The sequence below is a fragment of the Mucilaginibacter sp. GW821-FHT07G05 genome, from assembly GCF_059418565.1.
The window spans coordinates 709,213-724,405 of the sequence record NZ_JBWKQC010000002.1 but is presented as its reverse complement, the minus strand read 5'-3'; the positions used below and the strand labels follow the sequence as shown (position 1 = coordinate 724,405).

At 41.6% G+C, this 15,193-nt stretch carries 13 protein-coding genes; 4 read left to right on the top strand and 9 right to left on the bottom strand.

Annotated elements, in window-relative coordinates:
* Position 1: 1 nt before the first annotated feature.
* Both AC07NA_RS07545 and AC07NA_RS07540 read left to right on the top strand, forming a co-directional pair.
* Positions 2-2,179 (top strand): peptidase domain-containing ABC transporter, encoded by a 2,178-nt coding sequence (locus AC07NA_RS07545; RefSeq protein WP_494897010.1) that lies wholly within the window; start codon positions 2-4, stop codon positions 2,177-2,179.
* A gap of 20 nt (positions 2,180-2,199) precedes the next feature.
* A complete protein-coding gene (locus AC07NA_RS07540; RefSeq protein ID WP_494897008.1) occupies positions 2,200-3,495 on the top strand; it encodes a beta-barrel domain-containing protein in 1,296 nt (431 codons plus the stop codon).
* A gap of 873 nt (positions 3,496-4,368) precedes the next feature.
* Here AC07NA_RS07540 and AC07NA_RS07535 read toward each other — a convergent pair.
* The 5 genes from AC07NA_RS07535 to AC07NA_RS07515 all read right to left on the bottom strand — a co-directional run bounded on the left by AC07NA_RS07535 (position 4,369) and on the right by AC07NA_RS07515 (position 8,979).
* A complete protein-coding gene (locus AC07NA_RS07535; RefSeq protein ID WP_494897007.1) occupies positions 4,369-6,084 on the bottom strand; it encodes a hypothetical protein in 1,716 nt (571 codons plus the stop codon).
* 2 nt (positions 6,085-6,086) lie between these two features.
* Positions 6,087-7,244 carry a S8 family peptidase gene (locus tag AC07NA_RS07530; protein ID WP_494897006.1) on the bottom strand — a complete coding sequence of 386 codons (1,158 nt, stop codon included), beginning with the start codon at positions 7,242-7,244 and terminating at the stop codon, positions 6,087-6,089.
* Position 7,245: 1 nt separating this feature from the next.
* On the bottom strand, positions 7,246-8,043 hold the full coding sequence (locus tag AC07NA_RS07525) for a hypothetical protein (RefSeq protein WP_494897005.1): 798 nt from the start codon (positions 8,041-8,043) through the stop codon (positions 7,246-7,248).
* A gap of 75 nt (positions 8,044-8,118) precedes the next feature.
* Positions 8,119-8,523, bottom strand: a complete 405-nt coding sequence (locus tag AC07NA_RS07520; RefSeq protein ID WP_494897003.1) for a hypothetical protein — start codon at positions 8,521-8,523, stop codon at positions 8,119-8,121.
* Positions 8,524-8,541: 18 nt separating this feature from the next.
* Entirely contained in the window at positions 8,542-8,979 is a 438-nt protein-coding gene (locus tag AC07NA_RS07515) for a hypothetical protein (RefSeq protein WP_494897002.1), read from the bottom strand.
* 719 nt (positions 8,980-9,698) lie between these two features.
* Between AC07NA_RS07515 and AC07NA_RS07510 the strand changes: the two genes are divergently transcribed.
* Entirely contained in the window at positions 9,699-10,268 is a 570-nt protein-coding gene (locus AC07NA_RS07510; protein WP_494897000.1) for a Crp/Fnr family transcriptional regulator, read from the top strand.
* A gap of 78 nt (positions 10,269-10,346) precedes the next feature.
* Positions 10,347-11,210, top strand: coding sequence for an SDR family oxidoreductase (locus AC07NA_RS07505; protein ID WP_494896998.1), 864 nt, complete (start codon positions 10,347-10,349; stop codon positions 11,208-11,210).
* Positions 11,211-11,439: 229 nt separating this feature from the next.
* Here the strand turns inward: AC07NA_RS07505 and AC07NA_RS07500 are convergent, their stop codons facing one another.
* The 4 genes from AC07NA_RS07500 to AC07NA_RS07485 form a co-directional block, all read right to left on the bottom strand.
* Complete coding sequence (locus tag AC07NA_RS07500) at positions 11,440-12,393, bottom strand: hypothetical protein (protein ID WP_494896996.1); 954 nt, start codon at positions 12,391-12,393, stop codon at positions 11,440-11,442.
* 76 nt (positions 12,394-12,469) lie between these two features.
* The gene (locus AC07NA_RS07495; RefSeq protein WP_494896994.1) at positions 12,470-13,447 is read right to left on the bottom strand and encodes an aldo/keto reductase; all 978 of its coding nucleotides are present in this window, start codon (positions 13,445-13,447) and stop codon (positions 12,470-12,472) included.
* Between the two features lie 64 nt (positions 13,448-13,511).
* Positions 13,512-14,357, bottom strand: a complete 846-nt coding sequence (locus tag AC07NA_RS07490) for an aldo/keto reductase (protein WP_494896992.1) — start codon at positions 14,355-14,357, stop codon at positions 13,512-13,514.
* A gap of 32 nt (positions 14,358-14,389) precedes the next feature.
* Positions 14,390-15,190 carry a putative quinol monooxygenase gene (locus AC07NA_RS07485; protein WP_494896990.1) on the bottom strand — a complete coding sequence of 267 codons (801 nt, stop codon included), beginning with the start codon at positions 15,188-15,190 and terminating at the stop codon, positions 14,390-14,392.
* Positions 15,191-15,193 lie beyond the last annotated feature (3 nt).

Below are 15,193 nucleotides of genomic sequence, written 5' to 3'. Positions count from 1 at the left end.
TATGCCCTTTCCATATTTTCAACAACATGACCAAATGGATTGCGGTCCAACCTGTCTACGGATGGTTGCTAAACACTTTGGTCGAAACTTTAAGATACAATCATTAAGACAACTTTGTGAAATTAACCGAAACGGAGTATCATTATTAGGCATTAGTAAAGCAGCAGAAAAAATCGGTTTCAGATCGGTTGGTGCAAATGTAAATATGGAAAGTTTAATTGAAGCTGAATTACCCTGTATTTTACATTGGAGGCAGAGTCATTTCGTTGTACTTTACAGAGTTAAAAAAAAATACTTTTATATTGCTGATCCAGCTCAGGGTTTAGTTCGGTTAAATAAGTTGGAGTTCATGTACAACTGGCTGGAAGATACAAATGAAAATAACGGCATCGCTTTATTTCTTAGTCCTACACCTGGATTCTACGATCAAATAGATGAGCGGGTGAATGAAATTGGTTGGGGCAGTATTTTTAAATATCTGACAGTCTACCGTCAATTGATCATTCAATTACTGCTAGGTCTAACTGTTGGTTCGTTACTACAGTTAATTGCACCTTTTGTTACCCAATCTATTGTTGATATAGGTATTAATGCTCGTAATCTCAACTTCATTTACATAATTCTCATAGCACAGGCTGCTTTGATTATTGGAAGGGTGAGCGTAGAATTCATTCGCTCATGGATCCTGCTACATATTAGTACAAGAATTAACATATCAATATTGACAGATTTCCTGATTAAACTTATGAAACTACCTATGAGTTTTTTCGATACCAAAATGACAGGAGATATTATGCAGCGTATGAACGATCAGCGCCAGATTGAAACCTTCTTAACAGGCTCAATATTGAACACTATATTTTCTACTTTCAACCTTTTAATTTTTTCTGTTGTACTAATATTTTTCAATGTCATTATTTTTTTTGTTTTTTTTTTAAGCAGTATATTATACACCTGTTGGATACTTTCGTTTTTAAAGCGTCGCCGTGATCTCAATTACAAGAGTTTCGATATTTCAGCAAAGAATCAAAGTAGTATCGTTCAACTCGTCAATGGAATGCAAGAGATTAAGCTAAATAATTGTGAACAACAAAAGAGATGGGAATGGGAACGCCTTCAGGCTCGAATGTTCAGATTTACCGTTAAGAATCTTTCGATTAGCCAATTTCAACAAGGCGGTTCTACATTAATAAATGAATTAACAAACTTATTTATAACTTTCTTAAGTGCCAAAGCGGTTATAGAAGGCCATCTAACTTTGGGTGGAATGGTGGCTATTCAGTACATTATAGGACAATTGAACATGCCAATTCAACAGTTTCTCAATTTCATTCAAGGCTTTCAAGATGCCAAAATCAGCCTAGAGCGATTAAATGAAATTCATGAAATGGATGACGAAGAACACCTAAATAAAGAACTTGGCTCCATAGTTCCAAAAGAAGGTGGGTTAAATCTTATCGATTTAACATTCAGGTATCCAGGGGCTGGTAGTGAGCCTGTATTAAAAAATATTAATTTGGAAATTCCAAAAGGAAAAATCACAGCTATTGTTGGTATGAGTGGTAGTGGAAAAACGACCATTTTGAAATTACTGCTGCGATTCTACGAGCCAGAAAAAGGCGAGATTAAAATAGGTGGGCAATCTCTTTCAAATATTAGTTTTAGTATTTGGCGAGGACATTGTGGAGTAGTTATGCAAGACGGCTTCATCTTTTCTGATTCGTTAGAGAGGAATATTGCTGTTAGCGATGAATATCCCGACCAAGAGAAATTGAAGCATGCAATTCATGTTGCTAATATTGGAGATTTAATAGAGAACCTGCCGTTGGGGCTGAAAACCAAAATTGGAATGGAAGGAAATGGAATAAGTCAAGGCCAGCGACAGCGCCTATTAATTGCACGAGCCGTTTATAAAGACCCTGAATATATATTATTTGACGAAGCCACCAATGCGTTAGATGCTAACAACGAACGGATAATCATGGACAACTTGAAAGAGTTTTTTAACGGCCGCACCGTGATTGTAGTGGCCCATAGACTTAGCACTGTAAAGAATGCAGATAATATCATTGTGCTTGACAGAGGGCACATTATCGAACAAGGTACTCACAAGGAGTTAACCGCATTAAAAGGGAATTACTTTCAATTAGTAAAGAATCAATTAGAGTTGGGAAATTAAAATCATATTCAAGTCATGCCATGGCATTTTCTAACCAAACTGACCGCAATTCACGTCATACCGATGAAATTCAGGAAATAATAACAGCCGTTCCGTCTTGGGTCGTACGTTGGGGTATCACTTTTTTTTTCGGTTTTATTTTACTGATTTTGGCTTTATCTGCTACAATTAGATACCCCGAAACTGTAAACGCCGAGCTTACAATATCATTTGACGATCATCCTATACCGATTGCGGCTAAGATTACACGGAAAATTGCCCGATTGATTGTATCAAATGGGCAAAAGGTTAACCAAGGGCAACCAATAGCGTTCCTTGAATACACTGGTATTCATGGTGATATATTAAAAGTACTGTCAGAAATGGACACATTACAGAAAATTCTGATCGAAGGGAACCCTTTACCTAGTAATTTATTTGATTTTTCAGGAGTTAATGGTCTTGGTGAATTTCAGATGAGCTACCTTGAATTTATTAAGTGCTATTCGTTGTTCAAGGAAACGGAAAGAAACGGTTTCCGGCAAAAAAAACGTTTGCTCCTGTTACGTGATATTCACACAATAAAAAAGGAACTTCGAAAGCTAAATCGCGAAATGCAATCGCAAAGACGTGACGCCATGTTAATGAAAAAAAAGTACTCTCTGCATTTGTCGCTTTTCAAGAAGGGAGAAGAAACGATAACCGAATTACGAAGGCATAAAAATCGTTATCTTTCCAAGAGGTCACTCCTTTCGCAAACTGAACATTTTTTAACCATTTCAGAAAGTACTTTGTTAGCTAAACAAAATGAACTTTTTGAATCTGATCACAATCTTTCTAAGAAACAGTTGCGGTTTTTGAAAACTCTGGATGATTTTATTAAGCATGGTGAAGAGTGGAAAAATAAATATGTATTATCTGCCCCTGAAACGGGTTTCGTCAATTATGTTGGAGATATTAAAGAAAACAAACTGATTTCAGAGGGGCAAATTGCGTTTTATCTTAGGGCAAACGATAATAACTTCTTTGGACAAATGAACATTTCACAGGATGATATAGGAAAAATCAAAGAGGGCCAAGGTGTTATAATTAAATTAAAAAGCTATCGTTTTGAAGAGTACGGCATTCTTTACGGCAAGATCGATAACATAGCTGATGTCGCAGATAATAAACGTGCTTTTATTTCAAAAATAAAGATACTTTCTAATGTATCTGATATTAAAAAAACGATTAAGCTACGATATGGAATGAGTGCCGATGCCGAGATAATTATCAAAGAAACAACACTATATCAACGCTTGATAACAACATCATTTAAAGCAATACATATTAATTAAAAACGTTTAACTGTTTTTACATTGAGTCGTTAAGTTTTAGAAACCGAGAAGACTCCAATAAATGTGATGTGGACGATATACATCACTTTAGTCATGCCACAAATGAAAGTAATAAAGGCGTGCGGCGATGAACACGCAGGTTCGCGTGGTTAAATTGAAGGGGTTTAAAGAAGGAAAAAATGCCTTTATGTCTAATGGAAAAGGAACTATAGCTGTTTAGCATAAGTTGAGCAAAGCTTCAGCACAAAAAGCCCCTCAAATACTGCGCTTCTTAGCTGGTACGATATCGAATAACTGGTATTTAGCATGTTTCTCTTGTTATCAAATTTCATTTTATCACTGGTATAGGTGGAGAAGCCACCACCGGCTAACAACACAAGTGAAAATATCAGAAAAAGAATCGGCCATAGCGGCTGCGTCGGTCGCCGTCTGATGAGGGGACGAATAGCAAAAAAGACTATGATATTGGTCACGGCAACCAGCCCGATGAAGCCATACCTAAGCCAATCGGAGCTCAAAATCGAGGTTAATATAATCACGCTCATATGATTTTTATTTAGCGGCTGCAAATGGCCGGTTATGCAGCGTGAAAAGGGGGATGTCGATCAATAAAGAGATATTCACCACGCTGCGTGATTTTACTGGTACAAAGGGTTCGCTTTCAGAACTATAAAATAGTTTAGGGGTTTGGCGCCAGCCTCCTCCTATAGTTAGCGGCGTTTTAGGTACCTGTACGAAAATTTGAAACGACGGTGAAAAAACGCTTTCTAGCCTGACCTCCTGTTTGAGCTCGTCGGTGGATGTCTTATTAATATTGTAAGATACAAAGGAACCGAGATCAATAATCGATGTAAAGAAAGTTACCGGAACGCCCTAAGGTTTGGACGAGCCAAAATTGAATGAAAAACCAATCGGCGCATAAATCCCATGCGCATACTTGTCTTTGAACAGCAGTTTGTTGAAATCCCATGCGTAACCAACATAGGCATTAAGTGATATATTAAAGGCGGATTTCTGTTTAACGGTATAGCTACCTACTGGTAAGGCCATTGCTTCTACAGCCTTTTTAACATCCTCTGCAGATTTTGCTTCAACCACATTAGCTGCAAATGACCCATACTTCAATAAGTTTGCAAAAAAGATGGTAACTTCAGTATCTACTGTGCCTTGTGATTGAGCATACGAAGAAAGCATGCTAAGCAGGTCCATGACGGCAGCATTATAATGTTTGGCAAGTATTTCGTTGGTTAACTGAAGCGTTCGATCCGTGTGATTAAAAAAATTATCCACCTCAGCAGGGACAACTAGTCTTGAATCGATGATAGCTATTGCCCGCAATCCGATTAGGAGTTGTCGGGTTGCTTCCGTTAATGCTGCAAAGTCTGCACTCAAATCGGCCTTAGCTGCAAGTCTATCGGCTTTCAACTGATCAGTGACATGCTGAAGGTTTTTTGCCTGCTCCAAAAAGTTAGTGATATAAGCTATAAGCCCCTGCACATTATCCGGTGTGATCAGCGAATTCAAAGCGACGGAATTGCCGCTGATATTAAATGTTATACCCGCTCCGGAATTAGCGATACTTATCTTCTGGAATACCAACCCCAGGAAAAGATTGCGTAAAACCTCATCCTTCAACATTCCATTAAACTGATCTGTGCTGATATAATTTTTCCCGGTTTCATTACTTTCTATGCTGAGGCTGAAAATGTTTATTACCTGTAATGTGCTTTTAATATTTGTAGTTGCCGCTGCATTGGCACCATTGTAGCCCAACAGAAATTCGCTGGTGGTAATCGAATTAATAATTTGCGGGGTTTTTTGATTTTGCAATACCCCATCCGAAACCTTTAAAGCGGAAAGCAGGAGTCTGCCGTTATTGCTGTTGAAAAAGTCTTTGATAACCGTGACTCTCTCCTTGCATTTCTGACAGCTTTCGGATGTGTCCCCAGCAACTTTTTCGCAGTCAACGACTTTTAGGTCCTTTAGTAGAATGATACTGGCAGGCAGTTGATTAATATCCTTATTAAAAGCTTCCTTAAGGGTATTTAGCAGGTTGGCATATTCCCAGGAATTGTAGTTTGACAGAAAGATGTAGGTGTTGGGGAATAGCGTTTTGAATTCCGGATAATTGTCGAGGAAATCTTTAAAGCGGATAAAAAATGCTTCATTGACTTCTGCTTTAGCCCGTTCAATAAGAAACTGTGATAAACCGTTAAACAGGTTTGTACCATTATAACTTCCAATCGTACTAAAGACAGAACTGATGGCAGTAGCGCCCGCTGGCGCACCCGCGAAGTAATTACATAAATAGTCATTGGTAACTGCCCCCCCGCAAATGCTTCGGTCAATTGCCCCATCATCATTCGCTGGGCCATTGCTACCACTGTCATAACTGTAGTTCTTAAGAATTTGGTACACTTGTGTTATCTTACTTGTATTAAAGAAGTAAGCGGAATCTTGCGTTACGGCGTCCGTTTCAACTTTAGTCATCATTGAACGCAACTTAAGCGCGTCATAATAGGGATTTTGCGCCATGGCATAAACGCAGCTCAACAGCAGGATCGCAAGGAAGGTAAGGTACTTTTTCATATTCAGGTTTTTAAAAAGTTAATCAAATTGCGGGGTAATAGAATCCCAGAGCCCTCGTCAGGTGAAAATCCCGGAACGGAACCAATTTTTTCTGTGCATCGCCCCTTTTCTAAGGCGGAAACGATTTCCTGATAATTGGGGACACGGTTCAGTGCCGCGCAGACGAGCGCCATCATTCCCGCAGCAAATGCGGTCGAAGCACTACTGTCATTGTAATTTGCGGGAACACTTGTGGCGGAACATGTGCGGATATTGATGCCCGGCGAAAGGAATTTCAGTTTAGCGTTTTTATTATTGTTCGGGTCAATCATGCGAACCTTCCCATCGAGACCATACGCGCCGACAGAGATACAACCGTCACAGCTCGCCGGGAAGGACAATTGTGCTCCTCCGCGGTCGCCAGTGGCAGCAAGGAACAGGATGGGCTTATTTTTGTATTCCTGAAAAATCTTCTCTAATTCCGGCAAAGGCTTAAAATACTGGATACTCATCGAAACAATCTGGGCACCCAATTTAATCGCTTGTTCTACCGCTTTCTGTATATTTAGTGGTAAAAATCCCCCATCTCCTGCGCGTATGATAATCAGCTCACATTCCGGGGCCAGGCCATACACTGTCGAGTTCCCGCTGGCACCTATAACTCCCGCGCTCATGGTGCCGTGCTGATTTGGGCTCCTGTCCAGTATATCGTCCGGACCTCCGATAAGGCTCATTGATTTTGGACTAATCCTTCCCGCCAGATCATTATGGGCGCTGCTGACACCCAGATCAATTACTGCTACTTTCACGCCCTTGCCACGGGTATTATAGTCACGCCATACTTTCCATATTTCCAGATCCGCAAAACCCCAATTGACCAACCAGTTACTGGTATCGTTTGCGCCTTGATGTAAGGCATCAAAGTTTTTGTCGGCCACAAAGGCATTGGAACGGTCCTCAAAATCCATAAGCCTGACCCCTTCGTCCGCAAAGAAGCGATTTAAATGATCTATCCTCCATAAGTTTGAAGTCCCTTCTTTAGGAATTGTTCCTTCAATCAGATCATCCTTCAGATGAATGGTTTCACCTTTTGCCAACTCTCCGATATAATTTTCGTCGCTCAGGTCAGAAGCGCTGCTCCTGATATTAAGCAGGGGTTTGGTTACAATATATTCTTTCATCTCAGGCAAAGGAGTTTGGTTTAGGTCTTTGATTCAGCGCACTTGTTTTTGATGCCGGCGCATTTTCATCGTCAGGCTTTTTGCCGCTAACCCGCAGGTTCACAAACTTGTTGAGGAGGTCGAACCAAAATGGTGCGCCGAGGGATATCGCAAGGGCAGTTATCAGCAGCCCGGCTATTATCAAGGGGAGCTTGTGCAAAATAAAGTATGCCGGAAAATCATAGCTCGTTTGTTTTGTCAGCCTGGCCTTATGCCAGGATAAGGAATCATTATGCATTCTTGACGTCCATCCCAGTCCGAGCGTCGTATTTTCTTTAGCAATCGACTTTTCATACAATGCCCGGATTTCCCGGATACCTTTGTTGATCTTAGCGGTGTCTATTGCAGCAGTGGTATTTACCGGTGAAGGATTAGGCTGGGAGCTAATATTTTGTGCTATATAATCGGAAGCGCTTTTGACCATCGCTTCTCTTGCTAACTTGTCGGTAGATAATTTTTGAGCTATCGAAATTGTATCTACATTAAATGTGGCGGCAAGCAGAATACCTATATAAAAAAGCACCCAATAAGATTGACGCTTATACCAGCCTGTTACCCGCTTCATTGTATCATTATACCAATCCTCAAGCAGTAGCTTTAAGCGTTGCATGTCACCGTTGGCCTGGTTAAGGTATAATTTTAATATTTTTTTGGTGTCGGGTGCCATACTGCCAGTTCCCGAAACAGGGAGAATTTCAATATGATTTGCGACATCCGAAAGTAAAACCGGTCCGCCTGAGGCAGGGCTTAAGATATCCAATAAGATATCTGAGAATGTTGCGGCATCAAGATAAGCCGGCTTTTTACTTAAAATAGAATTTTCAGCCGCTCTTTTTTAGAGTGGATGATTGATAAAGTTCGTCGCGTACAATTCTGCTTTGCTGTTTAGCTTGCTCCTGATAAAAGACTCAGATAAAGGCTTTCGCTGAAAGAATGGTTTAAATCTAAGAGGTCGAACAGGATCTGAAGACGATTTGATCTTAATCTTATATTTGGCCAAGTAATGCGCGCCATAAGAAATCCAATGCCATATAAAAAAAATAAAGTTCGCCAACTTATCCCACCAGTAATAACTATAGCTTTTGCCATCCAGCATCCGCTCAATGGCTAACTCAAGCATCCTCGGTCGATAAGAGAATATCGTGGCAAGCAGCTCATTTATACTTGTTGCAAGCAGGCTATACAATAAAAATATGAAGGTCAGGCCGATAACGATGTCAAGAACTGGATGATCGAACATAAAAGCTGTGATTGAAGGTTATTGATTTAAGTAACGAACTGCAAACCCTTCTGCAAGATTCCCAATTTTATAGGGAGCAGAGATTGGAGGATTTTCAAAAGCATTGCGGTCTGTGTAATCCCACTGCCTGTTTATGGCCCAATCGATAAAGTGAACACTTTCGTATATGATGGTATTCACAATAGACGGAATTGGACGCCCTAGCTTAGCAGAGTTGATATTGATTTCGGTTTGCGTCTTGGCTGTTGCGCCGCTAAGTGGGTTCCAATAGGTCTGTATCTTAACTACCAGATCGGATTGCATTTCTTCGGCTACCCGCGCACCTCTATAAACTGAATAGGCAAAATCAGGAAACGTAACAATTTGGGCATAAAACACAGGATCGGCCAGTATTCTGTTGGCAATAGATACAGACTGGATGATTTTTTGGTTACTGCCAGAATAGTTTAGGTTCATTTCTGATAATATTTAATGTTAATGGTATACCTCTAGCTGCCGGCTTACAAATTAGGGCCGGATAACAGGTCAGAAAGGATATGTATATATTGTCGTGTTAACCGGTAACACGTTATCTCTATAAATGAAAGTGGAAAAGAGGATTTCGAACTGAAATGTCTAATAATAAGATGATTACAGCCAAATAAAATTAAGAAATAATTTATATCAAACCTAAACAATTGTTAAAAAAATACTTTTTTTTAACATCACAAAAAAGTGCGTTTTCAGCGCGACAATTGTATTATATAATCTTTAAATGCATCCAATTATTATGAATTATATAGTTTTCCGATAGACCCTTTATAAATGGTATTATTGTTTAATAAAGAACAGAAAGACGAATATTAGTATAAACACGTTTTAAGATATACGCTATTCAGCCAATAGAGTACTAGGTAACAGTATCAAGTACTGACCATACTTATACGCTGGTAAAATCTTTTTCTTCTAAACGTACATGCAGAAAATCTACTGGATTAATCGGGCATCCCCATCGGGCCGGGCTTTCCGCTCTTATCTTTTCTTTTCAAAAAAAGGATACCCGCTGCAATCCCTGATGCGGCAAATCAGAGTCGTGGCATGATGGAATTTTGTACTTTGCAGTTATAAAAGTCATTACAGCTGTTTTTTTACCAAATGGTAAATGCAATGCCCTCAATAAACTTGAAATTTGGCCTATGGAAGCTTTTATCAATTACATCCTACAGTTCGGCAATCTCAATAAACAGCAAACTGACTTCATTTTAAGCAAAGCGAAAACGCTGGAACTTCCTAAGGAGGAATATTTTTCTGAAGCCGGAAAGATACCAAGGTACGTCGGATTTCTTCTTGAAGGGGTTGTCCGCTTCTGTTACTACAACAATAAAGGCGAAGAGATTACGCATTCATTTATTGACGAGAACAATTTTGTATCTGACCAGCAACGGTTTGAGGCACAAATGGTAGCCTCCGAGTACATTCAGGCGGTTACCCATTGTCAATTCCTTGTTTTTTCCAAGAGAGACTGGGACGAAATCGGCAATACCGTTGTTGGCTGGAAAGATATCGAGCACCTGATCTTAAAGAATTGCCTGTTAAAAACAATTGAGCGACGAAGCCCATTGGTCTCGGAAGATGCCACCACCAGGTATTTATCGTTTATCGGGCAGTTTCCCGGCCTTCTCAACCGCGTCCCACTTTCCCATATTGCGTCCTATCTGGGGATTACCCAGCAGTCACTGAGCCGGATAAGAAAAAATATCCGTTAAGGGCACTTTTTACCAAATGGTAAATGGTTTCATTTTATAGTTACCAAACTTTGCATCATTATTTTAAAAAACAAGAAAATGAGCAAAAAAGTAATTTTGATAACAGGAACAAATAGTGGCTTCGGCTGGCTGACCGCGCACAGTGTTGCTGCATTAGGCCACCAGGTTTACGCTACCATGAGAGATACCCAGGGTAAGAATTCGGAAAAAGCCCAGGCCCTTTCTGCTGTAGCAAATGTTACGGTTCTGGATGTAACGCTGACTGACGACGAAAGTGTGAAGCAGGCGGTTGAGCGCATTATAGCAAAAGAAGGCACTATTGATGTGCTGGTAAACAACGCCGGTTACGCGATGACTGGGGTGGCCGAGAGCTTTACCACGGCCGATGTGCACACTACCTTTGATATCAACGTTTATGCCCCTTGGCGGCTGATCAAACAGGTGCTGCCCAACATGCGCAAACAGGCCGATGGGCTGATTATTAATGTGACCAGCGGCTTTGGTCGCGTATCCTTCCCGTTCGCTACCATTTATGCGGCCTCCAAGTTTGCACTGGAAGGAATTAGTGAGGGCCTGCATTACGAGGTGAAACGTTTGGGCATAGATGTGGCTATCGTGGAGCCGGGTGCTTTCCCTACTGAAATGCAGCAAAAGAACAACCCCGCGTCCGATCAGGGCGTCTTTGAGGGGTACGGCGCAGTTGCAGATATACCCAACAAAATGGTAGCCGCCCTGACTGCGGAGATGCAGGCTAAAAACCCTAACCCGCAGGATGTTGCCGATGCCATAGTGAGGTTGATCGGTGCCGAAAAAGGCAAAAGGCCGTTAAGGACCGTTGTGGATCCGATAACAGGGGAATATATCCAAGCGGCTAACCAGGCTGTAATTGAGCAATTTGGTAAAGGCCTGACAGTATTTGGCATGGGCGAATTATTAGCATAAGACATTCAATTGACTTCTTACAGATAGTTAAGGCGGCAATGGTTCATATCCATTGCCGCTTTTATTTATCAAAGTGGTTTGGCAACCTAAACGCGCTCGTCAATTTCAGCAATTGATAATCATCCTTCATAAAACTTCCGCTAAGCAATTCAGGTGTCATTATCAATTTATAGTTAGAGTTGTTACATGCTATATCCAACGACAGGCCCTGTATACTCCTTATATCTCGTCAATATGCTAAAACATATATTTTCTGATGGTCGTAATCCCAAACCGTTTTATATTCTGACAAAAATCGGTAAGCGAAAGTCAAAAAATTGTCCTCGGTTATGCCCAGGGCCTTCCTGACGTGGCTGTTGTCATCCCCGGATTCTTTGTAGATACCTATTTGATCGATAGTGAATTGAGGGTCTATACTCACATTGTATAAAGAAACTAACTCGTCATCGTAGCCATCTTTACCATAATCTTTCAGTTTTTCTTTCTTAAGCTTTTGGGCATCCTTTACGGTAATTTCTAATCCTCCATAGGAACCTCCCGTATCAAAAGATGCGAGCATTTCAACATTGTCCACTTTTACTTTGATCAAGGGATGATTTGGAAGCCTTCTTGTTTCGAAATGTAACACAGCTAATACTTTTTCTCCCACCAGAAAATCTTTTGATGATTCTCTTTCCGAAGTGTTTTTGTAAAAAGTAATTTGCCGCTTGGTGTAATCCAGTTTAAAAAGATATCCCTTGAAAAAATCATGGCCTATATATCCTATGCAATCGGGGGTAATATTATTTTGTAAAAAATCGTAATTAGCACTGGGGATTCGTTTTAAGTTCTGAAAACGCAACCCGTTTACCAGCTTTACCTCCTCAATAGTATCATTAATATACTTTTTAAACTTTTGACCGCTCCCAACCTGCCCGTTACCCACCTCCTTTTGAAAGGAGAGCGGGATTATGTTATTATTGATATCCAAGGCATTCTGATTGCCGGTGTCAAACATCAGTTTACCCTTAACGCCATTAATTTCCCCCGAAATAAATGGGTAAGTGTTAATGATGGAAATAGGAAGCGAAATGCTATCCCCTGTTAATCCGAACTGGTCCTGAATTTTAGCACCATCTATATGCTGCGCCAATAAAGTACCGGACATCATCAGGCTTGCCAGTGTAAAAATCATTTTAATCATAAGCGATTTTTTTGATAGCTACATAGTTAACAAAATACGTAGGACGGTTAAAACTTACATAGTGCGATGCGGCTGGCTATTTTTCTATCGAATTCATATTGGCTTCATCATACCGCTGGCCAGCGGCAGGTGCAAGGTGGTTTAGCTTTTCGATGTGGGCTTGGCTAAGTTCCAGGTTGTCAGCTCCCGCGTTTTCTTCCAGGCGTTCCGTGCGCTTTGTTCCCGGAATGGGCGCAATATCATCACCTTGTGCCAGTAGCCATGCAAGGGCGACCTGGCCGGGCTTTGCATTCAGTTGGTCAGCAATGGCTTCCACTTCCCGCACGATCTGCAAATTTTTTGAAAAGTTCTCAGCACTGAACCGCGGATTGGTTTTACGCCAGTCGTCATCGGCAATCTGTTCCAAAGATTTAATTTGCCCCGTAAGGAAACCACGGCCCAAAGGCGAATAAGGCACCAGGCCGATACCAAGCTGGCGCAACAACGGCAATATTTCACGCTCCGGATCACGTGCCCACAAAGAATACTCACTTTGCAGCGCTGTAATGGGATGCACTGCATGAGCCCTTTGAATGGTAGCGGCACCCGCCTCCGAAAGGCCTATATGCCGTATCTTACCCTCTTTGACCAATTGGGAAAGCGTACCAACTGTGTCTTCAATGGGTGTATTTGGGTCAACCCTATGCTGATAATAAAGATCGATATAATCAGTCTGCAAGCGCCTGAGCGACCCTTCTACGGCTGCGCGGATATTATCGGGATTGCTGTCCAGTGCGTTAATGCCGCCATTGCGATGCGAGATTACGCCGAATTTGGTAGCCAGTACCACCTGGTCCCGTTTGCCCTTCAGGGCTTTGCCTACCAGTTCTTCGTTAGTGTAAGGCCCATATACTTCGGCAGTGTCGATCAGGGTCACGCCCAGCTCAATCGCTCTATGAATGGTCTTTATGGATTCCGCTTCGTTGCCTTCACCCATGGTATAATAGGCAGACATTCCCATGGCACCCAAGCCGATACGGCCCACTTCAAGTGCTCCCAGTTTACTATGTTTCATGCTCTTAATTGATAATTGTTATAGTAAAGTTTACATTTTTTAATATTAGCGTCGCAAAACTTATTTAAAAGGTCAGTTTGGTAAGCCATTCTGCGGTTTCCGGATCACGGTGGTCAAAGAAGACACTTTTGCCGGTGTCCAGTGTTGCGATCGCATTCAAATCTTCCTGGCTCAGTTCGAAATCCCAAATATTAAAGTTTTCGATCATACGTTCTTCACGCACCGATTTGGGAATAACACCAATGCCTTGCTGTACGAGCCAGCGCAGGGTAACCTGCGCGACTGATTTACCGTACTTCTGGCCAATGCGGGTCAATATCTCATTACTGAAAATTTCATTTTTCCCTTCAGCGAAAGATGCCCAGGATTGCGTGACGATATTTTTCTTCTTCAACAGTTCATGCTCAGTAGCCCTTTGATAAAATGGATTTATCTCAATCTGGTTCACGGCCGGGACAATCTCATTATGTGCGATCAGGTCTACCAAGCGGTCGGGGAAAAAGTTGCTGATCCCGATTGCCCGTATCTTGCCTTCTTTGTATAATTCTTCCATCGCACGCCATGAGCCGTAGTAGTCGCCCATGGACTGGTGGAGAAGGTAAAGGTCGACGTATTCGAGTTGTAGCTCGTCCAGCGACTTTTGGAACGCTACTTTGGTTTTCTCAAAACCGGCATCCTGTACCCAAAGCTTGGTGGTAATGAAAAGTTCTTTCCTTGGGACGCCGCTTTTTATGATAGCATTGCCTACGGCTGATTCATTTTGGTAAAGAGAGGCCGTATCAATCAGTCGGTAACCTGCTTTTATGGCACTTAGTACCGTCTGTTCACATTCGTTCAGGTCAGGTATCTGGAAAACGCCCAGACCTACCATCGGCATCTCGATGCCGTTATTTAATTTGATTGTTTGCATATTGATATATATGAATTTTAATTATTCAGGTATTATTGAGAGATATCCTTCACGATCCAGCGGGTCTCCATAGGATTTGATACGAATAAGCCTTCCGATGCGCTATTTAACCGTTTAATGTGGTCCTGCTTAAGCTGCACCTCATGGTCTGCCACAGTTTGCCAGCCTTCAATAAGGACGAACTTGTTTGGATCATCTGCATACGCATAGAGGTTAAATTCGAGGTTTCCCCGCGCATTACGCGAGAGCGTTGTAGCTGCGGCCATGGCGTCGATGAAAGCCTCTCGCTTTTCAGGTTTGACATCGAATAGCACGATGACATGGCGGGCATCGGTAGGGTGCTCAGCGGCGTTGGCCGTTATGGCGGGTAGCCTGTCCACCAGCAGAAGTGAAATAGATCTTGCTTCTCCTTTTAATGATTGCTGGATAACACTAATGGCATTTTTAAAATAGCCCTGTTCTTTATGGTAGTTATGCCCCGCCTTGTCTTTAAACCGTTCAAACCATATGGGCTGCAACCTGCCGTCTTCGGGCTGGTACAGACTAAAGGCAATATTGGCCTTTTCTCTGCGCGAATTACTTATGTTATGCTGTACGGCCTGGACAAAGGCAGTCCATTGCTCTTGTTTGACCTCGCCAAAAAAACCTATTTCCTGGAAGGTTTCTGTCTCTATATAATTGTTTCGGATCTTAGGTTTTTCCATCTGATGCGACTGTTGGTTACTGTGGGTGCATGACAGCACCATTAGTGCGAGGGATGTAAATACTATGAAGCGTTTCACGAAGGGAGCCGGGTGCAATGCTATTGCGCTTTGATATGCGTATTTTTTCATAAT